The sequence below is a fragment of the Salipiger abyssi genome (assembly GCF_017311415.1).
Lineage (GTDB): Bacteria > Pseudomonadota > Alphaproteobacteria > Rhodobacterales > Rhodobacteraceae > Salipiger > Salipiger abyssi_A.
Genome location: NZ_JAEKIS010000003.1, coordinates 308646 through 330129, shown reverse-complemented (window position 1 = coordinate 330129; position 21484 = coordinate 308646). Strand labels below are relative to the sequence as shown.

The 21484-nt window shown below is 67.7% G+C and carries 18 protein-coding genes; 7 read left to right on the top strand and 11 right to left on the bottom strand.

Annotated features, from left to right (window positions below; translation table 11 throughout):
- The first annotated feature begins 284 nt into the window (after positions 1-284).
- Entirely contained in the window at positions 285-1184 is a 900-nt protein-coding gene (locus tag I6N89_RS06715; protein WP_328805852.1) for a DMT family transporter, read from the top strand.
- Between the two features lies 1 nt (position 1185).
- Here the strand turns inward: I6N89_RS06715 and I6N89_RS06710 are convergent, their stop codons facing one another.
- Positions 1186-1845: a DUF2161 domain-containing phosphodiesterase gene (locus tag I6N89_RS06710; RefSeq protein WP_207017472.1), complete on the bottom strand. Its 660-nt coding sequence runs from the start codon at positions 1843-1845 to the stop codon at positions 1186-1188.
- An 82-nt stretch (positions 1846-1927) separates the two neighbouring features.
- Between I6N89_RS06710 and I6N89_RS06705 the strand changes: the two genes are divergently transcribed.
- The gene (locus I6N89_RS06705) at positions 1928-2920 is read left to right on the top strand and encodes a TraB/GumN family protein (RefSeq protein WP_207017471.1); all 993 of its coding nucleotides are present in this window, start codon (positions 1928-1930) and stop codon (positions 2918-2920) included.
- Between the two features lie 84 nt (positions 2921-3004).
- Here the strand turns inward: I6N89_RS06705 and I6N89_RS06700 are convergent, their stop codons facing one another.
- From I6N89_RS06700 to I6N89_RS06675, 6 genes are all read right to left on the bottom strand, one after another.
- Positions 3005-5026 carry a M3 family metallopeptidase gene (locus I6N89_RS06700; protein ID WP_207017470.1) on the bottom strand — a complete coding sequence of 674 codons (2022 nt, stop codon included), beginning with the start codon at positions 5024-5026 and terminating at the stop codon, positions 3005-3007.
- Positions 5027-5125: 99 nt separating this feature from the next.
- Positions 5126-6163, bottom strand: coding sequence for a HesA/MoeB/ThiF family protein (locus tag I6N89_RS06695; RefSeq protein ID WP_207017469.1), 1038 nt, complete (start codon positions 6161-6163; stop codon positions 5126-5128).
- Positions 6163-6600 (bottom strand): dUTP diphosphatase, encoded by a 438-nt coding sequence (gene dut, locus I6N89_RS06690; RefSeq protein WP_207017468.1) that lies wholly within the window; start codon positions 6598-6600, stop codon positions 6163-6165. Before dut ends, I6N89_RS06695 begins: the two co-directional genes overlap by 1 nt.
- 63 nt (positions 6601-6663) lie before the next feature.
- Positions 6664-7863, bottom strand: coding sequence for a bifunctional phosphopantothenoylcysteine decarboxylase/phosphopantothenate--cysteine ligase CoaBC (gene coaBC, locus I6N89_RS06685; RefSeq protein ID WP_207017467.1), 1200 nt, complete (start codon positions 7861-7863; stop codon positions 6664-6666).
- 58 nt (positions 7864-7921) lie between these two features.
- On the bottom strand, positions 7922-8740 hold the full coding sequence (locus I6N89_RS06680; RefSeq protein ID WP_207017466.1) for a ChaN family lipoprotein: 819 nt from the start codon (positions 8738-8740) through the stop codon (positions 7922-7924).
- A complete protein-coding gene (locus tag I6N89_RS06675) occupies positions 8737-9615 on the bottom strand; it encodes an RNA polymerase factor sigma-32 (RefSeq protein ID WP_207017465.1) in 879 nt (292 codons plus the stop codon). Before I6N89_RS06675 ends, I6N89_RS06680 begins: the two co-directional genes overlap by 4 nt.
- Positions 9616-9842: 227 nt before the next feature.
- On the opposite strand from I6N89_RS06675, the gene I6N89_RS06670 reads away from it, so the two are divergent.
- Positions 9843-10709, top strand: a complete 867-nt coding sequence (locus I6N89_RS06670) for a glutathione S-transferase (protein WP_207017464.1) — start codon at positions 9843-9845, stop codon at positions 10707-10709.
- A gap of 359 nt (positions 10710-11068) precedes the next feature.
- Positions 11069-12583 carry a YifB family Mg chelatase-like AAA ATPase gene (locus I6N89_RS06665; protein ID WP_207017463.1) on the top strand — a complete coding sequence of 505 codons (1515 nt, stop codon included), beginning with the start codon at positions 11069-11071 and terminating at the stop codon, positions 12581-12583.
- Here I6N89_RS06665 and I6N89_RS06660 read toward each other — a convergent pair.
- The 4 genes from I6N89_RS06660 to rsmI all read right to left on the bottom strand — a co-directional run bounded on the left by I6N89_RS06660 (position 12553) and on the right by rsmI (position 15762).
- The gene (locus I6N89_RS06660) at positions 12553-13452 is read right to left on the bottom strand and encodes an alpha/beta hydrolase fold domain-containing protein (RefSeq protein ID WP_207017462.1); all 900 of its coding nucleotides are present in this window, start codon (positions 13450-13452) and stop codon (positions 12553-12555) included. The genes I6N89_RS06665 and I6N89_RS06660 overlap by 31 nt on opposite strands.
- Complete coding sequence (gshB, locus tag I6N89_RS06655) at positions 13449-14384, bottom strand: glutathione synthase (protein WP_207017461.1); 936 nt, start codon at positions 14382-14384, stop codon at positions 13449-13451. The genes I6N89_RS06660 and gshB overlap by 4 nt, the downstream gene beginning before the upstream one ends.
- A 62-nt stretch (positions 14385-14446) precedes the next feature.
- Positions 14447-14884, bottom strand: coding sequence for a YraN family protein (locus I6N89_RS06650; protein WP_207017460.1), 438 nt, complete (start codon positions 14882-14884; stop codon positions 14447-14449).
- Positions 14885-14886: 2 nt separating this feature from the next.
- The gene (gene rsmI, locus I6N89_RS06645) at positions 14887-15762 is read right to left on the bottom strand and encodes a 16S rRNA (cytidine(1402)-2'-O)-methyltransferase (RefSeq protein ID WP_207017459.1); all 876 of its coding nucleotides are present in this window, start codon (positions 15760-15762) and stop codon (positions 14887-14889) included.
- Positions 15763-15850: 88 nt separating this feature from the next.
- On the opposite strand from rsmI, the gene I6N89_RS06640 reads away from it, so the two are divergent.
- From I6N89_RS06640 to murJ, 3 genes are all read left to right on the top strand, one after another.
- Positions 15851-17047, top strand: coding sequence for a penicillin-binding protein activator (locus I6N89_RS06640; protein ID WP_207017458.1), 1197 nt, complete (start codon positions 15851-15853; stop codon positions 17045-17047).
- A 19-nt stretch (positions 17048-17066) separates the two neighbouring features.
- Positions 17067-19814 (top strand): [protein-PII] uridylyltransferase, encoded by a 2748-nt coding sequence (locus tag I6N89_RS06635; RefSeq protein ID WP_207017457.1) that lies wholly within the window; start codon positions 17067-17069, stop codon positions 19812-19814.
- Positions 19815-19936: 122 nt separating this feature from the next.
- On the top strand, positions 19937-21484 hold the full coding sequence (gene murJ / locus I6N89_RS06630; protein WP_207017456.1) for a murein biosynthesis integral membrane protein MurJ: 1548 nt from the start codon (positions 19937-19939) through the stop codon (positions 21482-21484).

The following is a 21484-nucleotide window of genomic DNA, read 5'->3' as shown; positions in this document are numbered from 1 at the left end:
CGAGTGCTAACGGCGCATAGCTAGGCAGCGTCGCGAGTCGTGTCAACCGGAGAGATCACGAAAAAATGCGCCGCCGGAGAGGTGCCTTACCTACCGTTCAGAAGCGCTGGCCCGCGCATTGCGGGGCGGGCATGGTAACTTGTCCTTATCCATGCTTTGCTGTGCGCCAACCGCGCGCCGCGCCCCAGACCGAGATCTCTTCGATGCCCGTCCATCCCGCCACACCGGTCCCGGTGTCTCACAGCGATGCCAGATCCGCGCCCGACAATCTTCGGGGTATCGTCTTGATCACAATCGGATTTGTCTGCTTCGGCGCCACCGATGCGTTGGCCAAGCTGCTCACCTCCGATCTGCCCTCGCTGGAGGTCGCCTGGTTCCGGCAGATCGGCCTCTTCACCGGCGTAATGATCATGCTGGGGATGCGCGGGCCGCGCCTTCTGAAGACAAACCACCGCGCGATACAGATCCTGCGCGGCGTGCTGGCCGCCACCTCGGCAACGCTGTTCATCCTGGCGCTGCGCTACGTGCCTCTGGCCGACGCCACGGCAGTGACCTTCATCGCGCCCTTCATCGTCACCGCCATCGGCGGGCTGCTGCTGCGCGAACCGGTGGGCATGCGGCGCTGGATCGCGGTGCTGGTGGGCTTTGTCGGCATGCTCATCGTCATCCGCCCGGGCATGGGCGTGCTGCACCCGGCGATCTTCATCACCATCGGCGCCGCCACCGCCTTTGCCACGCGACAAGTGCTGTCGCGCATGCTCAGCGGCGATGACAGCATCGCGACAACGGTGGCCTATACCTCGATCACCTCGACCGCGCTGCTGACCATCCCGCTCTTCTTCGTCTGGGAAACGCCCTCGGCGCTCTGGGTCTGGCTCGTGGCGATGGCAATGGCGGTCTGCGCCGGCCTCGGCGAGATCTTCATCATCCGGGCGCTCGACATCGCCCAGGCGGTCGTGGTCGCGCCGCTGCAATATTCCATGATCCTCTGGAGCACGCTCTACGGCTTCCTGCTCTTCTCCGACCTGCCCGACGGCTGGACGCTCCTCGGCTGCACCATCATCGTCGGCTCCGGGCTCTATACGCTGAACCGCGAGCGGCTGGTGGCCAAGCGACAGAAGGACCGCGCCCGCGCCGAGGCCGCCAACGCGGCAGAGGCGGCCGCACGCACCGAGGAAATCTGAACTACCAGCTATAGGCCCAGTGTTTCAGCCCGGCGCGCCCGGCCTCGGTCAGCTCATAGACCCCGGTGCCGATGCGCGCGAACCAGCCATAGTGATTGTCGCGCATAATCCGCGTGGCCACGGCCACACCGGTCGCTTCGGCCACGTCGCGGCCCCGGCAGGCGCCCTGTTCGGCCAGATACGCGGCGCAGCGCAGCGCATCCTGCCGGTAGCCGGTGACGATGCCATGCCGGGTCGCGCCGCCGGCATTCGGATCGCCCTCGATGCGCTGGAACTCGCGCAAGAGCCGCGCCCGCTTGGCCTTGTTGCGGCGCGGCGCGTAGGGCCCCGGATCGCAGAGCACCTCGGCGCGCGCGCCCTTCACCACGATAAAGCCCAGCCGCAGCCGCCGGCAGAGCGAAAGATTGTCCTTCAGCGCCCGCCGCGCGGTACGGCCCGAGGGTTTCGGCACGGCGATATAGACCGCGTCGCTCACCGCCAGCCGCGCCACCGCCTGATGGAACAGCGCCAGCGACAGCCGCAGCTTCAGCTCGACGATCACCGGCTCCTCGCCACCGCGCAGCGCCACGAGATCGGCCCCGCCGACCTCGCCCTTGACCTCGTATCCCTGCCCCTCAAGCAGCGCCTTGACCGGCGCGTAGAGCTCGCTTTCCCGTTCCATGCGCGGAGCTTGGCCGGAGCGGTTGCCGCTGTCCATCCCTTGCCCTAGCCTGCGCCGCGACACGCCCCCGAAAGGTCTGCCCATGCGCCGCACCCCGCTTGCCGTCTGCCTCTGGCTCGCCCTCGCCCCCGCCGCCATTGCGCAATGCCAGGGCAAGGATCTGCGCGAGACGATGAGCGCCGAGGAGCGCGCCCGGCTCGACGCGCGGGTCGCCGCCATGCCCTATGCCACCGGCAACCGCTGGCGGGCCGAGCGCGACGGCGAGGTGATCCATCTCGTCGGCACCATGCATCTCAGCGACCCGCGGCTCGACGCGCCGCTCCAGCGGCTGCGCCCGGTGATCGACGACGCCGGCGCGGTGCTGCTGGAGATGCCGCAGGAGGAACAGGCCGAGCTCATGCAATCGCTCTCCAGCCGCCCGGAGCTGCTCCTGCTGACCGAGAACACGCTGCCCGAGCTGATGGAGGACGCCGACTGGCAGGCGCTTTCCGATGCCGCCCGGGATCAGGGCATCCCGCCCTTCATGGCGGCCAAGTTCCGCCCCTGGTATCTGTCGATGATGCTCTCCCTGCCGGCCTGCGCGAAATCGGCGATGGAGGCGCGCGACGGGCTCGACATGCGCATCGAGGCGATGGCCGACGCCGCCGGCGTGCCGACGCTAGCGCTCGAACCCTTCGACACGACCTTCAACATCTTCAACGCCGAGCCGCTGGACGAGCAGATCGAGATGATGACCGTCTCGCTCGCCACGCAGGACAGCGGCGAAGACGGGTTCGCCACCACCATCGCCGCCTATTTTGACGAGGCAGTGGGCGAGATGTGGGCCTTCTCCGAGATCCTCGTCGCGCGCAGCGGGCTGCTGCCGCCGGACGAGGCGGAGGCGATGATCGCGGAATCCGGCGCGGCGGTGCTGGACCAGCGCAACCGCGCCTGGATCCCGGTGATCCTGCACGCGGCAGAGACCTACGACGCCCCGATCGTCGCCGCCTTCGGCGCGGCGCATCTGCCCGGCGAAGAGGGGGTTTTGCGCCTGCTCGAAGAGGCCGGGTTCAGCGTGACGCGCGAGGCATTTTGAGGCGGGATTTGCGGGCGGTGGGTTATAAACCCACCCTACCTCGCGCCGTCCTGTAGGGTGGGTTTATAACCCACCACTCCAAATCTACGCCACCAGCCCGCGCCCCTTGAGCAGCGCCTCGACCCCCGGCATCCGGCCCCGGAACGCGGTATAAAGCTCTTCGGCCTCGCGCGACCCGCCTTTCGACAGGATGAACTCTTCGAGCTTCTGCGCGGTCTCCGGATCGAAGGCCCCGCCCGCCTCCTCGAAGGCGGCGAAGGCGTCGGCATCCATCACCTCGGACCACATGTAGCTGTAATAGCCGCTGGAATAGCCGTCGCCGGCAAAGACATGGGCGAAATGCGGCGTCGCGTGGCGCATGGTGATCGCCTGCGGCATGCCGATCCCCTGCAAGACCTCCCGCTGCTTCGCCATCGGATCGGCGGGTGCCGCGCCGGAATGGAACTCCAGATCCACCAGCGCCGAGGCCACATATTCCACCGTCTGGAATCCCATGTCGAAGGTCGCCGCCGCCAGCACCTTGTCGAGCAGCGCTTTCGGCATCGCCGCGCCGGTCTCCGCGTGGGTGGCGAATTCCTCCAGCAACTCGGGCACCTCCAGCCAGTGCTCGTAAAGCTGGCTCGGCAGCTCCACGAAATCGCGCGCCACCGAGGTGCCCGAGACCGAGCCGAAGTCCACATCAGACAACATCTGGTGCAGCGCGTGACCGAACTCGTGGAAAAGCGTGCGCGCATCGTCATAAGACAGCAGCGCCGGCTTGCCCTGCGACGGTTTCGAGAAGTTGCAGACATTGATCACGACGGGCGTCTCGACACGGGGCCGCTTCGCCTGGCTGCGCATCGCCGAACACCAGGCGCCGGAACGTTTGGAGGCGCGGGCGAAGTAGTCGCCGATGAACACCGCCAGATGTTCGCCGTTGCGCGTCACCTCCCAGGCGCGGCAATCGGGATGATAGAGCGGCACGTCGAGCGGCGCGAAGTCCAGCCCGAAAAGCCGGTTCGCGCAGGTAAAGGCCGCCTCGATCATCCTGTCGAGCTGGAGATAGGGCTTCAACTCGGATTCATCGAGATCGTAGCTCGCGCGCCGTCGCTTCTCGGCGTAGTAGCGCCAGTCCCAGGGTTGCAGCGCATCGTTCACCCCTTCATCGCGCAGCATCTCTTCCATCTCGGCCTGATCGCGCAGCGCCTGCGCCTTTGCCGGCTCCCAGACCTGCATGAGCAGCTCGCGCACCCGCTCAGGCGTGCCGGCCATCTCGGTCTCCAGCTTGAAATGCGCGAAATCCGGATAGCCCAGCAGCTTGGCCCGCTCCTCGCGCAGCGCCAGCACCTCGGCGGCAATCTCGCGATTGTCGGTCTCGCCGCCATTCTCGCCCCGCGCCGCCCAGGCGCGGAAGGCTTTCTCCCGCAGATCGCGGCGCGGCGAGAATTGCAGGAAGGGCACGATCAGCGAGCGCGACAGCGTCACCACCGGCCCGTCCTGCTCCAGCGCCTCTCCGGCGGCGCGCGCCGCATCCACGACAAAGCCCGGCAGCCCTTCCAGATCCGCCTCGGCAAGCGGCATGAACCAGTCCGCCTCGTCCTTCAGCAGGTTCTGGGTAAAGGAGGTGCCCAGCACCGCCAGCCGCGACTTGACCGCTTTCATACGCTCGGCCTCGGCGCCCTCCAGCGCAGCGCCGGCGCGCACGAAACCGCGATGGGTCAGGTACAACACCCGCGCCTCTTCCTCGCCGAGCCCCAGCGTATCGCGCCGCGCCCAGAGATCGGCGATGCGCGCAAAGAGCGTCTCATTGGCATAGATCGCCGAGCTGTGCGCCGCGAGCTTCGGCGAAAAGTCCCGTTGCAGCGCCTGGCGCTCCGGGTTGCTGTCGGCCCCGGCCACCGAGAAGAACACCGAAAGCACCTTGTCCAGCGCCTCGCCCGCGCCTTCCATCGCCTCGATGGTGTTGGCAAAGCTCGGCGGCTCGGGATTGTTCGCGATGGCGTCGATTTCCCTGAGATGCGCGCTCAGCGCCTCCTCGAAGGCGGGCGCGAAATCATCGTCGGAGATGCGGTCGAAGGGCGCGATCCGGAACGGCGTGTCCCAGTCGGCGAGCAGCGGGTTGGTCATGGGCAAGGCTCCTTTTCCACAGAAGCTATGCAAGGCCCCGGGCCGCTGCAATGGCGATCCGGCGAGGAACGCCCGCAAGGGCTTGACGAGCGCGCCGCCTCAGCGGCCGCAGACCGGGCAATCTGCACGCCGCTTCAGCGCGATCTTGCGCGTCTCGCCCCAGAGCGCATCGTAGATCAGCATCTCGCCCAAAAGCGGCTGCCCGGCGCCCGCGATCAGCTTCACCGCCTCCACCGCCATCATCGCGCCGATCACGCCGGGCAGAGGCCCCAGCACCCCGGCCTCGGCGCAGGACGGCGCCAAACCCGGCGCCGGTGCCTCGGGAAAGATGCACTGATAACAGGGCGCGCCCTTTGCCGGATCGAAGACAGAGATCTGCCCTTCCCATTGCGACAGCGCGCCGGACACCAGCGGCTTGCCCGCCGCCACCGCCGCCCGGTTCGCCAGATAGCGCGTCTCGAAATTGTCGGTGCCGTCGAGGATCAGATCGTACTCGGCAAAGAGTGCCTCCGCGCCCTCCGCCTCCAGCCGCCGGTGATAGGGCCGGACATCGACATAAGGGTTCTGCGCCTGCATCGCCGCCTTGGCGGAAAACACCTTGGGCATGCCGATGCGCGCATCCGTATGGATCACCTGACGCTGGAGATTGGCATTCTCCACCACGTCATCGTCGATCACCCCGATGGTCCCCACCCCGGCGGCGGCGAGATATTGCAGCGCCGGCGCACCGAGCCCGCCGGCCCCGATCACCAGAACCCTGGCCTGTTTCAGTGCCTTCTGCCCCGGCCCGCCCAGCTCGCGCAGCACGATATGGCGGGCATAGCGTTCGAGTTCGGCACCAGAGAACGCGCCCGGCTGCGCCACGGGCGCCGGCGCCTTGGCATCGGCCCGGGCCTTTACCCGCCGCAGCACAAAGGCATAGGCCAGCGCCAGAGCCACAAAGCCGCCGAAGATCAGCCAGAACGCCTCGCTGCCGCCGGTGGCCTGCCGCAGCGGATGCCCATCGGGCAGCACGAGCTGCAAGGTCAGCACCGCGACATAGAGCAGCCCCAGCATATAGCCGCGCGCCGCCCGCGACGCGCCCATGAGATGCCCGAGCCCCCAGATCGCCGCCGCGAGCGCCAGCACCAGAAGCATCAGCGCACCCCGGTCGAGCCGAAGCCGCCCGCGCCGCGCGCCGTTTCCGGCAGGGTCTCGACCAGATCGAACCCGGCCTGCACCACCGGCGCCGCCACCATCTGCGCGATGCGGTCGCCATGGGCGATCACGAAGGGCTCGCTGCCCGCATTCATCACGATCACCCCGAGCGGGCCGCGATAATCGCTGTCGATGGTGCCGGGGCTGTTGGGCAGGGTGATCCCGTGTTTCAGCGCCAGGCCGGAGCGTGGGCGGATCTGCACCTCCCAGCCCTCGGGGATCGCCAGCCGCAGCCCGGTCGGCGCCAGCGCCCGCGCGCCCGGCTCCAGCACGATCTCGCCGCGATCGACAAAATTGGCGCGCAGATCGGCCCCCGCCGCGCCCCTGGTCGCATAGGAGGGCAGCCCCAAAGACCTGTCCGCCCCCTCGTCCCACATTATCGCTATCGTGACCACGCCCCGCCCTTCTTCTCTTTCCAAATACGCAAAATTCCCGCCCTCTCAGCCCGTTCCCAGCGCCTCTGCGATGCGCGCCGCGAGCCGCCGCGCCACTTCGCGCTTGCCCATGCGCGGCCAATCCTCGGCGCCGTCTTCCGAGATCAGCACCACGGCGTTCTCGCTGCCACCCATGATGCCCGTCGCCGGGCTCACATCATTGGCGACGATCCAGTCGCAGCCCTTGCGCTGGCGCTTCGCCACCGCATGGGCCACCACATCGTCGGTCTCGGCGGCAAAGCCCACCACCAGCCCGGGCCGGTCTTCGGCAAGACCAGACACCTCAGCGAGAATGTCCGGATTCTCGGTGAACCGTAGGGTGGGCAATTTGCCCACCTCTTTCTTGATCTTCGAGCCCGAGGCGCTCTCCACCCGCCAGTCGGCCACCGCCGCGGCGAACACGCCCGCATCCACCGGCAGCGCCCCCAGCACCGCCGCGCGCATTTCCAGCGCGCTTTCCACCTCGATCACCTCGACGCCTCCGGGCCGCGCCACCTCCGCCGGGCCAGTGACAAACACCACCTCTGCACCGAGATCGCGCAGCGCCTCGGCAATCGCCGTGCCCTGCGCGCCCGAGGAGCGGTTGGCGATATATCGCACCGGGTCGATGGGCTCGTGGGTCGGCCCCGAGGTCACCAGCACCCGGCGCCCCTTGAGCGGCCCGTCGCTGAGCGCGCGTTCAATGGCCGCGACGATCTCCAGCGGCTCGGCCAGCCGTCCGGGGCCGAACTCGCCGCAGGCCATGTCGCCCTCGCCGGGGCCGATCACGGCTACGCCGTCGCCCGTCAGCAGCGCCAGATTGCGCTGCGTCGCAGGATGCTCCCACATGCGCACATTCATCGCCGGCGCGATCATCACCGGCGTGTCGGTGGCCAGGAGCAGCGTCGAGGCGAGATCGCCGGCCAGCCCCTGCGCCATCTTCGCCATGAGATCCGCCGTCGCCGGCACCACCAGCACCAGATCCGCCACGCGGGAGAGCTGGATATGGCCCATCTCGGCCTCGTCGGTCAGATCGAAGAGATCGGTATAGACCTTCTCCCCCGCCAGCGCGCCGACCGAGAGCGGCGTGACGAATTCCGCCGCCGCCGGTGTCAGCACCGGGGTCACCGCCGCGCCGCGTTCGCGCAGGCGCCGGATCGTCTCCAGCGCCTTGTAGGCGGCGATCCCGCCGCCGATGATCAGAAGGATGCGTTTGCCGGCCAGCATGTCGCGCGCCTTTCCCAGAGCCCCGTCCGCCCCGTGTTACGGCGGGGACGGCGAAAACTCAATTGGCCGGCGCGTCCCGGAAGGCCTCACAGGGATCGTCGCGCTCGACGCTCTCGGTCTCTTCCACCAGATCGAACGTGCCCTCGGGCGCGCCCTTGCCCACCTCGCCCTGCCCCAGCGAGGCCACGGTGACCTCGGGCGCGGCGCGGGCGATCAGCGCCGGCGCGCCCCAGTCGGTGCGGGCATGGCCATTGCCGGTGATCACCACCACCGGGCCGCCATGCATCGACAGCGCCTCGAGCGCGGTTTCCGCCAGCCGCGCGTCGCGCAGCCGCTGGATCCCCACCATCGTGGGCAGCATCTCGGCGGGCAGAGCGTCGCAATGCGCCGCCATCTGCATCGCCTCGCGGATCTCCTGCTGCTCCGCCGGCAGCGGTTCGTCGAGCCCGTAGAACCCCGCGCTGGGGCCGAACACCGTATCGAGCGGCTCGCCCGAGACCCGCCGCGCCTCCTCGCGCGGCAGCGCAGCACCAAAGATCGCCGCCTCGCCCGCCGCCTCGAAGATCGGGTAATACATCGCAAAATCCGGCCAGCCGGAGTTTTCCCAGTCGAGCAGCTCCGAGAGCGCCGCCTCGTCCTCCAGATGCTCGGGATGGATCAGCGCCGACTGCTCCGTGGTCAGCATCTCGAAGACCAGCGCCACCGGCTTCAGCTCGGCCACCAGCTCTGCCTGGCGGGCGTGATGGGCCGGGTTGTCATGGGACTCGCCCAGAAACACAACCTGGGCCTCATCGAAAACGCCCCCGTCGGCGAAAGCGGCGGGAGCGGTCAGGGACAGGGCGATCAGCGGGGCGGCAAGCGGAAGGGTTCGCATCATGCGAGGAACTGTTGCACCTCTCCCGACTGGGCTTCAAGCGACTTCCGCATCTTGGCGAAGGCGGCGGCTTCCAATTGCCGCACCCGCTCCTTCGAGAGCCCCAGCTCCTGGCCGAGACTTTCCAGCGTGCGGGTCTCGTCGCGCAGCTTGCGCTCGCGCACGATGAACTGCTCGCGGTCGTTGAGCCCGGTCAGCGCGGTCAGCAGCCATTCGCGCAACTGGGCATTGTCGAGACGGCCTTCGACCAGCGACGAGCTCTGCTCGCCCTCGTCCTCCAGCGTGTCGATCCATTCGCGGCCGTCTTCATCGGTGGATTGCGTCGCATTCAGCGAGAAATCCGAGCCCGAAAGCCGGCCCTCCATCATCTGCACATCATGCAGCGGCACGCCGATCTCTTCGGCGATGGCGGCGTGCAGCTTGTGGCGCTCCCATTGCCTGCCCTCGGCGGAGGCCTCGCGCTCCAGCCGCGCCTGCACCCGGCGCATATTGAAGAACAGCGATTTCTGCGACGAGGTAGAGCCGGTGCGCACCATCGACCAGTTGCGCATCACGTAATCCTGAATGCTCGCCTTGATCCACCAGACCGCATAGGTGGAAAATCGCACGCCCCGGTCGGGGTCGAACTTGTCGGCGGCCTTCATCAGGCCAAGACCGGCCTCCTGAATGAGGTCGCCCATCGGCGCGCCGTAGCGCTTGAATTTCGCCGCCATCGAGATGGCAAGCCGCATATAGGCTGTGATCAGCCGGTGAAGCGCCGCCTCGTCGCGGTGGTCGCGCCAGGCATATGCCAGCTGCAACTCGGTTTCCGCATCCAGAAGCTCGGCCTTCATGGCCTGGCGGGAGATCGTCTGGTCGTTGAAGGACTCGGGTGTCATGCGCGTTCCCCATCGGTTTGGCGGACGGGCGGACCCCGCCTTCTTACACACTACTATGCCGGAGGAACGCATAGCGATCACAATTGGTTTCGCCAGAATGTGCAATTTTTTCATGAAACCCCGTCCGCGCCATGACGCCCGGTGATGCGCGGTCGCACAAAACGGAATTTCCCCGATGCGCGAAACCACGCTAGCTATTTGAAAGCTTTGACTTTGCGGAGAGTGTCATGGAAGACCGGCTGTTTCTCGGGGACTATACCTATTCCAGCTGGTCGCTGCGCGGCTGGCTGCTGCTGGAGCGGTTCGGCCTGCGTTTCTCGGTCGAACGGATCACCTTTCTCGACGGGCCGGTGGCCGAGCAGCTTGCGGAGATCGCGCCGGCGCGCACCGTGCCGAGCCTGGTGACCGGCGAGGGCGCGGTGATCTGGGACAGTCTCGCGCTCGCCGAGGAGCTGGCCAGCCGCCATCCGCAAGCCGGACACTGGCCCGCCGATCCTGCCGCCCGCGCCATGGCCCGCAGCATGACCGCGGAGATGCATTCCAGCTTTGTGGCGCTGCGTGAGCAATGCCCGATGAACCTCCAGGCCGCCTATCGGGAGTTCGAGCCCTCGGAGGGCACGCGTGCAGATCTCGCCCGGATCGAGGCGCTCTGGACGCGGGCGCGCGAAGCCTATGGCAGCGCGGGCCCCTGGCTATTTGGCGCCTATAGTGCAGCGGATGCGTTCTATGCGCCTGTCGCGGCGCGGATCGCGGGCTATGGCCTGCCAGTGGGCGAGCTTGCCAGCGCCTATGTGGCCGCGCATCTCGCCGATCCGGCCTTTCGCCGCTGGCGCGCCATGGGCATCGCGCTTGGCGAACACCTGCCCTGGTACGACCGCGATTACCCCGAGACAGACTGGCCCGGCCCCGCGCCCCGCATGGCCCATACCATCGAAAGCGGCACGCCGGAAAACGAGACCTGCCCCTATTCGGGCAAGCCCGCGACCCATCTCATGGAAATGGAGGGCCGCGTCTTCGGCTTCTGCAATGCCTTCTGCCGCGACAAGACCCTAGCCGACCCAACCGCCTGGCCGGCCTTCACGGCGCTGCTGTGAGAGCGGCGCGGTGGGCGGATTGCCCATCGCGCGTTTGCATTGGTTGGTTAGCCGCGCCATCGCCGGCCCGTAGGGTGGCGACCTGACCCACGAACTTCTTGGTTTACCCCAATCACATCCGAATGACCTCAACACGCGGCACTGGTGTTACCAAATCGCCAGCCCGAAGGGACGGGCCGGCGATGGCGCGGCGGCCTACGGCCTTGTTCCGCGCCAGGGCAACGCCCAAACGTAGGGTGGGTTTCCAACCCACCATCCCCCTCGCCTGCCCAACGCCCGGTTAACCTTCTCGCCCCACGTTAACCAATCCCTAACCACCCCCACCGCAATCTCGCCGGGAAACGGCAAAGAGGTGAGACGTGGTCGCGCATGCCTATACGGTGGCGTTCGAAGGGGTCGAGGCGCGCCCGGTGGAGGTGCAATGCGCCGTCACCGCCGGGGTGCCGGGCTTTGCCATCGTCGGCCTGCCCGACAAGGCGGTGTCTGAGGCGCGCGAGCGGGTGCGCGCGGCGCTCACCACCATGGCCATCGCGATGCCGTCGAAGCGGATCACCGTCAATCTCTCCCCCGCCGACATGCCCAAGGAGGGCTCGCATTTCGATCTGCCCATCGCGCTCGGCCTGCTGGCGGCGCTCGACATCCTGCCGCGCGACGAGATCGCCCAGACCATGGCGCTTGGCGAGCTGGCGCTCGACGGCACCCTGATCCCCGTGCCCGGCGCCCTGCCCGCCGCGATGACCGCCGCCGAGGAGGAGCGCACCCTGCTCTGTCCCCGCGCCTCGGGCGCCGAGGCCGCCTGGGTCGGCAATTGCCGGGTGCTCGGCGCCCAGAGCCTCGTCGAGCTGGTGCGCCACTATACCGGCGACGCCACGATCCCGCCTGCCGAGCCGGGCGAGCTGACCTCCGGCCCCGTCCGGCGCGACCTGCGCGACGTGAAGGGGCAGGAGCGTGCCAAGCGGGCGCTGGAAATCGCTGCCGCCGGGCGTCACCACCTGATCCTCGTCGGCACGCCCGGCTCCGGCAAATCCATGCTGGCGGCGCGTCTGCCCGGCCTGCTTCCACCGCTTTCGGCGCAGGAGGCGCTGGAAACCTCGATGATCCACTCGCTGGCCGGTCTGCTGGACGAGGGCGGCATCTCGCGCAGCCGGCCTTTTCGCGAACCGCATCACACCGCCTCCATGGCGGCGATCATCGGCGGCGGGCGCAGCGCCAAGCCGGGCGAAGTCAGCCTCGCGCATAACGGTGTGCTCTTCATCGACGAGTTCCCGGAATTCCCCCGCACCGTGCTGGAAACCCTGCGCCAGCCCATCGAGAGCGGCGAGGTCATGGTGTCGCGTGCCAACGCTCATATCACCTATCCCTGCCGCTTCATGCTGGTCGCCGCCGCCAACCCCTGCAAATGCGGCTATCTCACCGATGCCGACCGCGCCTGCTCGCGCGCGCCCAATTGCGGCGAGGAGTATCTCGGGCGCATCTCCGGCCCGCTGATGGACCGGTTCGACCTGCGCGTCGAGGTGCCGCCGGTGGCCTTCACCGATCTCGACCTGCCCGCCTCGGGCGACGCCTCGGCCACGGTCGCCGCCCGGGTCGGCGCCGCGCGCGACCGGCAGGCGGCGCGCTTTTCCGAACAGGCGGGGCTGCGCACCAATGCCGACGCCGAGGGTCAGCTGCTGGAGGAGATCGCCGCGCCCGACGCCGAGGGGCGCGAGCTGCTGCTGCGCGCCGCGGACAGGTTCGGCCTCTCGGCGCGGGGCTATCACCGCATCCTGCGGGTCGCCCGTACCATCGCCGATCTCGCCGGCGAAGACGCGGTGCGCCGCCCGCATGTGGCCGAGGCGCTGAGCTACCGGCTGGTGGCCGCGAAAGAGTCCTGAAGAAAGCGCGCGCCCTGTCGCAGCGTCTGCCGTGCCTCGGGGATCCAGCCGTCGAAGACCGGCCAGGCATGTGGCGCGTCCGGATGCGGGCAAAGCGCGACGCTTGCGCCCTGCGCCCTCAGGCGCGCGGCCATGCGCCTTGCATCGTCGGCCAGAATTTCGGTTTCGGAATGGTGAATCATCACCGGCGGGCAGCCCGGGAAATCCGCATGAAGCGGCGACAGGCGCGGGTCGTCGCGCGGCAGCGCACCCCGCACGAGATCCACCAGCTCACCGATCCGCGCCACCGGCAGGAACGGATCGGCGCGGGCGTTGCCTGTGAGGCTCTCGCCGGTCATCGCCAGATCGGTCCAGGGCGAGAAGACCAGCGCCGCCGCTGGGCGTTCACCCTGCCCGCAACACCACGCCAGCAGCGCCAGCGCCAGCCCGCCGCCGGCGGAATCGCCGGCCAGCGCGATCTGCTCCGGGCGATAGCCCAGCGCCCGACAGCGGCTCCATGCCGCCACCGCCGCATCGAAGGCGGCGGGAAACGGCGCGTCCTGCGCCAACGGATAAGCCGGGGCGCAGACCTCCGCCCGCGCCAGTTTCGACAGCCGCGCCATCACCCCCTCATGAGTGTAAGGGCTGCCCGTGATATAACCGCCACCGTGAAAATAGAGGATCACCCTGCGCGGCACGCAGGGGCCGGCGCTGATCCAGTGCAGCCCGCCGGGCCGCTCCAGATGCAGCAGATAGGACGGGCGGCGCAGGATCAGCGCCGCCGTCCTCGCAAACTCGCGCGCTGCCTCTTCCGGGCCGCGCGTGCGCGCCAGCCTCGGCTTGACGGCAACACGCAGCAACAGGTTCAGCGCGGCGAGCCGCCGGCTCATCCGCGGCGGGCTTCGACCGCCTGCCAGATCTTTTCAGCGACATTGATCCCGTCGAAGCGCTCCAGTTCCTGAATGCCGGTGGGCGAGGTCACGTTGATCTCGGTCAGCCAGTCGCCGATCACGTCGATGCCGACGAAAACCTGCCCCTTCTCGCGCAGCACCGGGCCGATCTTGTCGCAGATCTCGCGGTCGCGTTCAGTCAGCGCGACCTTTTCGGGCCGCCCGCCCACATGCATGTTCGAGCGCACCTCATTGGCCGCTGGCACGCGGTTGATCGCGCCCACCGGCTCGCCATCGACAAGAATAACCCGCTTGTCGCCCTTGGTCACCGCCGGCAGGTATTTCTGCACGATCAGCGGCTCGCGCGAGAAGCCGGTGAAAAGCTCGTAGAGTGAGCTGAGATTGCGGTCGTTCTCGTCGAGCCGGAACACCCCGGCGCCACCATTGCCATAAAGCGGCTTGAGGATGATGTCGCCATGCTTGGCCTTGAAATCGCGGATCGTCTGAAGATCGCGGGCGACAGTGGTGGGCGGGGTCAGCTCGGGGAAGTTCAGCACCAGCAGTTTCTCGGGCGAATTGCGCACCCAGAACGGATCGTTCACCACCAGCGTGCCGGGGGCGAGCCGGTCGAGCAGATGGGTGGTGGTGATGTAATGCATGTCAAAGGGCGGATCCTGACGCAGCCAGACCACGTCAAAGTCCGCCAGATCGACCAGCTCGAGCTCTCCAAGCTGAGCATGATCGCCCTCGACCCGCTGCACCCGCAGCGACCGGCCCCGCGCCATGATGCGTCCCTCCTGATAGGAGAGCTGATCGGGCAGGTAATAAAAGAGCTCATGCCCGCGCGCCTGCGCCTCTTCCGCAAGCCGGAACGTGCTGTCGGCATTGATGTCGATCGGACCGATCGGGTCCATCTGAAACGCGATTTTCATGGGGTCTCCCGCACTGGCTTTCGCCATACATGGCGCAGAGACCCGCCAAGGGCAATGCCCGCTCAGGCGCTCAGGGCGTTCTCGATCACCCGGATCATGCCCTGCCCGTCCATCAGCGCCACATCGAACCGCATCTCGGTGAGCGAGCCCCTGGGCTGGGTGCCGGCGAATTCCTCCGCCGCCGAAAGCAGCCGCGCGATCTGGCGCTGCGAGAGCCGTTCAAGTGCACGGTCAAAGCTGCGGCTCTTCTTGACCTCGACAAAGATCAGCCCCTCGCCATCGTGCAGGATCAGATCGATCTCTCCGCCCTGCCCGCGCCAGCGCCGCTGCGCGACCCGATAGCCGCGGCGCTCGTAATCCTGCGCGATCCGCGCCTCGGCAGAGAGCCCCGCGTGATAGCCAACCGACCCGCGCACCGCCCGCTCCCGCCGGCCATCCTCATGCGGCTGCACCGGCGCCGCAGGCGGTGCCTGAAAATCGAAAGCCAGTTGCTGCGCCATCGTTATTCCCCATTCTCCGAGCGCATTTTGGCAAGTGCCATAGCACGCTGATACACCGGGCGCCGCTTGACCCCGTACATGCCCGAAACCGCATCGGCGGCGTCGCGCACCGACATCGTCTTCAGCGCCTCGGTCAGGGACAGGTCTAAATCGGATTCGCTAATTTTCTCCGAATCTCCCTTGCCGATCAGCACCACGATCTCGCCTTTCGGCGCGGTGCCCGCATAGGCCTCGGCCAGTTCCGAGAGCGTACCGCGCCGGCATTCCTCGAAGCGTTTGGTCAGCTCGCGGCACACCGCCGCCGGGCGCTCGCCGCCCAGTGCGGTGACCGCATCCGCCAGCATCGCCCCCAGCCGCTTGGGCGATTCGTAAAATGCCAGCGTCGCGGGCACCGCGCGCAGCTCTTCCAGCGCCTTGCGCCGCGCAGCACCGGCATTGGGCAGGAAGCCCCCGAAGAGAAAGCGGTCGGTGGGCAGCCCCGCGACAGTCAGCGCCGCGATCACCGCCGAGGCGCCGGGCGCGGTGGTGACCGGATGGCCCTCCTCGCGCGCCGCGCGCACCAGATCGAAGCCCGGATCCGAGATCATCGGCGTGCCGGCCTCGGAGGCGTAGGCCACCGACCGGCCCTCGGCCAGCGCCTGAAGCAGCCGGGGGCGCATCCTTTCGCCATTATGGTCGTGATAGGCGAGGCAGGGCCGGTCGCCCAGCGCCACGCCATGGATCTCCAGCAGACGACGCAGGCTGCGCGTGTCTTCGGCGGCCAGGATCTCGGCATCGCGCAGAATGTCGAGCGCGCGCAGGGTAATGTCGCGCGCGTTGCCGATGGGCACCGCCACCATGTAGAGACCCGGCGCCAATCCGCCCCTTTGCCGATTCATCTCTGGACCCGTCTCCCTGCTCGTTTATGATTGCCCGCAAACCGGCGCGCGACACATTCCGCGCCCGACACCGAGGGAGTTTCACCACATGTTCGCCGTTTTGTCCCGCGCCCGCAAGGCGCTCCGCACCGCTGCCATCGTGGCGACCGCCGGCTGGCTCGCCGCCTGCGATGCCTCGATGATCCCCGATATGGGCGGCAGCTCTGCCGGCCGCGGCGGACCGCAGATCGACCCGGGCGCCCCGGTCAAGGTCGCGCTGCTGGTGCCGCAGAGCGATTCGGGCGCCGGGATCATCGCGCGCGATATGGAAAACGCCGCGCGGCTCGCCATTGCCGATCTCGACGGGGTCAGCATCGACCTCGCGGTCTATGACACCGCCGGATCGCCGGCCACCGCCGCCGCCCAGGCGCAGCGCGCCGTCGACGAAGGTGCCCGGATCATCCTCGGACCGCTGCGCGGCGAGGCCGCCGTCGAGGCGAGCAAGGTGGTCGCCGACGAAGGCGTCAACGTGATGGCCTTCTCCAACAACGCATCGCTCGCCGGCGGCAACCTCTTCATCCTCGGCCCGACCTACGAGAACACCGCCAGCCGGCTGCTCGCCTACGCCAAACGCCAGGGCCGCGACAGCATCGCGATCCTGCATTCCGACGATGTGCCCGGGCAGGTCGGCAAGGCGGCGATCCAGCAGGCAGCCGCGCGCAACGGCGTGCAGGTGGCCGCAGTGCAGCCCTATCCGCTCAGCATCGAGGGTGTGACCACCGCCGCGCAGGGCATGTCCCGCGTCGCCGCGACCTCCGGCGCTGACTCGGTCTTCATCACCACCGATGCCACCAACGCGGCGATGCCGCTGCTGCTTCAGGTGATGCCCGAGAACGGGCTGAACCCGGCGCAGACCCAGTATATCGGTCTCACCCGCTGGGACGTGAAGCCCGAACTCTTCTCCTATCCCGGCGCCCAGGGCGCCTGGTTCGCCCTGCCCAATCAGGCGATGCAGCGCAATTTCTCGTCGCGCTATAGCACCGCCTACGGGGCAACGCCGCACCCGCTTGCCGGCCTCGCCTTTGACGGCATCGCCGCCATCGGAGCTCTGATCAAACAGGGCCGCCGCGACGCGCTGACCGGCAACGCTCTGACGCAATCCGCTGGTTTCCAGGGCACGGGCGGTGTATTCCGCCTGAAACCCGACGGCACGAATGAGCGCGGCCTGGCCGTCGCCACCGTGCAGAACAACCAGATGGTGATCCTTGACCCTGCCCCCTCAAGCTTCTCCGGCGCAGGCTTCTGAGCGACCGACGCAAGGCACGATGCCGGACGATCTGATCGCGCCGGCATCGGAGATTTTCGACGTTCCCGCCCTGCGCAAGGCCCTGTTCGAGGCCACCGCAGAGGCGGAGACCGAGAGCCAGCTGCGCGCCGCCGCGGTACGCATCCTGACCGAGGCCAGCGCCGAGGGCCGCGAGGTCATCGCCCGTGCCTTCGCCGCGCAGCCCCGCGCCGCCTTTCCCACCACCGAGGCCTATGCCTGGCTCACCGACTGCGTCGTCCGGCTGGTTTTCGAACTGGTGACCGAGCGCCTGCACAAGCTCAACAACCCGACCGAGGGCGAACGGCTGACCGTCATGGCCGTCGGCGGCTACGGTCGCGGCGAGATGGCGCCGTTTTCCGATGTCGACCTGCTGTTCCTGACGCCGTGGAAGATCACCCCCTGGGCCGAGAGCGTCATCGAGTCGATGCTCTATATCTTCTGGGATCTCAAGCTGAAGGTCGGCCATTCCTCGCGCACGGTGAAGGACTGCCTGCGGCTCGGCGGCGAGGATTACACGATCCGCACCGCCATGCTGGAAACCCGCTACATCATCGGCCACGAGCCGCTGGCCCGCGAGCTGGAAAGCCGGCTCTGGTCCGATCTCTTCAAGGGGTCCGAACGCGCCTTCGTCGCCGCCAAGCTCGAGGAACGCGGCCAGCGCCACCGCAAGCAGGGGCTGCGCTATGTGGTCGAACCCAATGTAAAAGAGGGCAAGGGCGGGCTGCGCGATCTGCAATCGCTCTACTGGATCACCAAATACATTCACCAGACCGAGGATGCCGAAGAGCTGGTGCGGCTCGGTGTGTTCCGCCGCGAGGAATACGCCACCTTCATGCGCGCCGAGGAATTCCTCTGGGCGGTGCGTTGCCATCTGCACCTGGCCGCCGGCCGCGCGGTAGAGCAACTGACATTCGACATGCAGGTCGAAGTGGCCGAGCGCATGGGCTATGCCGACAAGGGCGGCCGGCGCGCGGTGGAATGGTTCATGCAGGATTACTTTCTGCACGCCACGGCGGTGGGCGACCTGACACGCATCTTCCTGACCTCGCTGGAGGCCGAGCACAAGAAAGACGCCCCGCTGATCATGCGCATGTTCAAGCGCAGCCCGCAGGTCAAGGAGGGCTACGAAATCGTCCACAACCGGCTCTCCATCGTCGATGACGAGAGCTTTCTGGCCGACAAGCTGAACCTGTTGCGCTTTTTCGAGGAGGGCCTGCGATCTGGTCTGCTGCTACATCCGGACGGGATGCGGCTGATCAAGGCCAACCTGAAACTCATCGACGAAGACGTGCGCAACAACAAGGAAGCGCGGCGCATCTTCCTCGACCTGCTGCTTAAGCACGGCAACCCCGAGCGCTCGCTGCGGCGGATGAACGAGCTCGGCGTGCTGGGCGCCTTCATCCCGGAATTCCAGACCATCGTGGCGATGATGCAGTTCAACATGTATCACAGCTACACGGTGGACGAGCACACCATACAGTGCATCCGCAACCTGTCGGATATCGAGCAGGGCGAACTGGTCGAAGAGCTGCCCGTCGCTTCGACCATCCTGCGCAACGGCGTCAACCGCAAGGTGCTCTACGTGGCGCTGCTGCTGCACGATATCGGCAAGGGACGGCAGGAGGATCACGCGGTGCTGGGCGCCAAGATCGCCCGCAAGGTGGCGCCGCGCCTGGGGCTGACCAAAGCGGAATGCGCCACGGTGGAATGGCTGGTGCGCTATCACCTTCTGATGTCCGACATGGCACAGAAACGCGACATCGCCGACCCGCGCACCGTGCGCGATTTCGCCAAGGCGGTGCAGAGCGTCGAACGGCTCGACCTGCTCACCGTGCTGACGGTCTGCGACATTCGAGGCGTCGGGCCGGGGGTCTGGAACAACTGGAAGGCCGCTTTACTGAGAGCGCTCTACCGCCAGACCCGGCGGGCCCTGGAAGACGGCATGGAGGCGCTCAACCGCGAAAATCGCGGCGCCGAGGCCAAGAAGGCCCTGCGCGAGGCGCTGTCGGACTGGGATGCCAAGGATCTGCGCGCCGAGACCAGCCGGCATTACGATCCCTACTGGCAGGGGCTGCATGTCACCGCGCAGGTGGTCTTTGCCGAGCTGCTGCGCGACATCCAGGATGACGAGATCAAGATCGACATCCATCCCGACGAGGATCGCGACGCCACCCGCGTCTGTTTCGCGCTGGCCGATCATCCCGGAATCTTCTCGCGCCTCGCCGGCGCGCTGTCGCTGGTCGGCGCCAATGTGGTCGATGCGCGCACCTTCACCTCCAAGGACGGCTATGCCACCGCCGCCTTCTGGATCCAGGACGCGGACGGCTCGCCGTATGAAAACGCCCGCATTCCGCGCCTGCGCGAGACGATCGGCAAGACGCTGCGCGGCGAGGTCCAGCCGCGCGAGGCGATCTTCTCGCGTCAGAAGCTCAAGAAGCGCGAGCGCGCCTTCACCGTGCCGACTTCCATCGCCTTCGACAACGAGGGCTCGGAGATCTACACCATCATCGAGGTCGACACCCGCGACCGGCCCGGCCTGCTATACGACCTGACGCGCACCCTGGCCGAGAGCAATGTCTACATCGCGTCGGCGGTCATCGCGACCTATGGCGAGCAGGTGGTGGACACGTTCTATGTGAAGGACATGTTCGGGCTGAAATTCTACACGCCCTCGAAACAGAAGACGCTGGAAAAACGCCTCCGCGCGGCCATCGCCGAAGGGACCGAGCGGGCGACGAAGGGGTAAATGCAGAGATCGGCGGCCCCGTGTCCAAGCGGTATCCGGGGCCGCCGATCTCCCCCTTCCTCAGTTCTCTGCGATAAGCTACTCCTGCCGCAGCCCGCAGGGCATAAAGGGGCCGAGCAGACATGAAACCCATACGCCTGATTTCCGGTGTCCTCACCGTCGGCTTCTGGACGCTGGCAAGCCGCGTCCTCGGACTGGTCCGCGACACCGTCATCCTCGCCTATATCGGCCCCGGCCCGGTGATGGATGCTTTCGTGGCCGCCTTCCGGCTGCCCAACATGTTCCGCCGCTTCTTCGCCGAAGGCGCGTTCAACGCCGCTTTCGTGCCGATCTTTTCCAAGAAATACGAGGGCGGCGAAGACCCGCAGGTCTTTGCCCGCGATGCGCTGAGCGGGCTCGGCTTCGTGCTGCTGATCATTATCGCGCTGGCGCTGATCTTCATGCCGGCGCTGGTCTGGGCCACCGCCGAGGGCTTTACCGAGGACGCCCGGTTCGACCTCACCGTGGGCTATGGCCGCGTGGTCTTTCCCTATATCCTGTTCATCTCGCTGGCGGCTCTGTTCTCCGGCGCGCTGAACGCCACCGGCCATTTCGCCGCCGCCGCCGCCGCGCCGGTGCTGCTGAACATCCTCGTCATCCTCGCCATGACGGTCGGGGCCTGGCTCGGCGGCGAGGTCATCCTCTGGCTGATCTGGACGGTGCCGCTGGCCGGCGTGGCGCAGCTGGCGCTGGTCTGGGTCGCGGTGGAGCGCACGGGCATCAAGGTGCGCCCGGGGCGGCCCCGCCTGACACCGGATATGCGCCGGCTGGTGCGGGTCGCGGTGCCGGCGGCGCTGGCGGGCGGGGTGATGCAGGTCAACCTGCTGGTGGGCCAGCAGGTCGCCTCGCAATTCGACAACGCGGTGAGTTTTCTCTACGCCGCCGACCGTCTCTATCAGCTGCCCCTTGGCGTGGTCGGCATCGCCGTGGGCATCGTGCTGCTGCCGGATCTCTCGCGCCGGCTCAAGGCGCATGACGACGACGGCGCGCGCCACGCCTTTTCCCGCGCCGGAGAGATGGCGCTGGCGCTGACCATCCCCGCCGCCGTGGCGCTGGTGGTGATCCCGCTGCCCATGGTCTCGGTGCTCTACGAGCGTGGCGCCACAGGGGCCGAGCACAGCGCCGCCATTGCCTTCGCGGTGGCGCTCTACGGGCTCGGCCTGCCGGCCTTCGTGCTGCAAAAGGTGCTGCAACCGCTGTTTTTCGCCCGCGAGGACACCCGCACCCCCTTCCGCTACGCGGTCTGGTCGATGATCGTGAACGCGGTGCTGGCGGTGGGACTGGCGCCGGCGATCGGCTGGATCGCCCCCGCCGTGGCAACCTCGGTCGCCGGCTGGGTGATGGCGGCGATGCTGATGATCGGCGGGCGCCGCATCGGCGACGCGGCGCGGTTCGACGCAAGGTTCCGCCGCCGGATCTGGCGCATCTGCTTCGCCTCGGCGCTCATGGGTGCGATGCTCTGGGGAACCTATCTTGCCCTCGCACCGTTCTTGGGCATGGACTACTGGCGCTACCCCGCTCTGCTGCTCCTGCTGCTCTCCGGCCTCGTCTCCTATGGCGCGGCGGGTCAGTTGCTGGGTGCGTTCCGCCTGTCGGAATTCAGCGCGGCCCTGCGCCGCAGGCGGAGCTGA

Coding starts and splice junctions, on each gene's coding strand:
- I6N89_RS06710 (WP_207017472.1), bottom strand. CDS start 1,845: ATGGAACGGGAAAGCGAGCTCTACGCGCCGGTCAAGGCGCTGCTTGAG.
- I6N89_RS06705 (WP_207017471.1), top strand. CDS start 1,928: ATGCGCCGCACCCCGCTTGCCGTCTGCCTCTGGCTCGCCCTCGCCCCC.
- I6N89_RS06700 (WP_207017470.1), bottom strand. CDS start 5,026: ATGACCAACCCGCTGCTCGCCGACTGGGACACGCCGTTCCGGATCGCG.
- I6N89_RS06695 (WP_207017469.1), bottom strand. CDS start 6,163: ATGCTTCTGGTGCTGGCGCTCGCGGCGGCGATCTGGGGGCTCGGGCAT.
- dut (WP_207017468.1), bottom strand. CDS start 6,600: ATGTGGGACGAGGGGGCGGACAGGTCTTTGGGGCTGCCCTCCTATGCG.
- coaBC (WP_207017467.1), bottom strand. CDS start 7,863: ATGCTGGCCGGCAAACGCATCCTTCTGATCATCGGCGGCGGGATCGCC.
- I6N89_RS06680 (WP_207017466.1), bottom strand. CDS start 8,740: ATGATGCGAACCCTTCCGCTTGCCGCCCCGCTGATCGCCCTGTCCCTG.
- I6N89_RS06675 (WP_207017465.1), bottom strand. CDS start 9,615: ATGACACCCGAGTCCTTCAACGACCAGACGATCTCCCGCCAGGCCATG.
- I6N89_RS06670 (WP_207017464.1), top strand. CDS start 9,843: ATGGAAGACCGGCTGTTTCTCGGGGACTATACCTATTCCAGCTGGTCG.
- I6N89_RS06660 (WP_207017462.1), bottom strand. CDS start 13,452: ATGAGCCGGCGGCTCGCCGCGCTGAACCTGTTGCTGCGTGTTGCCGTC.
- gshB (WP_207017461.1), bottom strand. CDS start 14,384: ATGAAAATCGCGTTTCAGATGGACCCGATCGGTCCGATCGACATCAAT.
- I6N89_RS06650 (WP_207017460.1), bottom strand. CDS start 14,884: ATGGCGCAGCAACTGGCTTTCGATTTTCAGGCACCGCCTGCGGCGCCG.
- rsmI (WP_207017459.1), bottom strand. CDS start 15,762: ATGAATCGGCAAAGGGGCGGATTGGCGCCGGGTCTCTACATGGTGGCG.
- I6N89_RS06640 (WP_207017458.1), top strand. CDS start 15,851: ATGTTCGCCGTTTTGTCCCGCGCCCGCAAGGCGCTCCGCACCGCTGCC.
- I6N89_RS06635 (WP_207017457.1), top strand. CDS start 17,067: ATGCCGGACGATCTGATCGCGCCGGCATCGGAGATTTTCGACGTTCCC.
- murJ (WP_207017456.1), top strand. CDS start 19,937: ATGAAACCCATACGCCTGATTTCCGGTGTCCTCACCGTCGGCTTCTGG.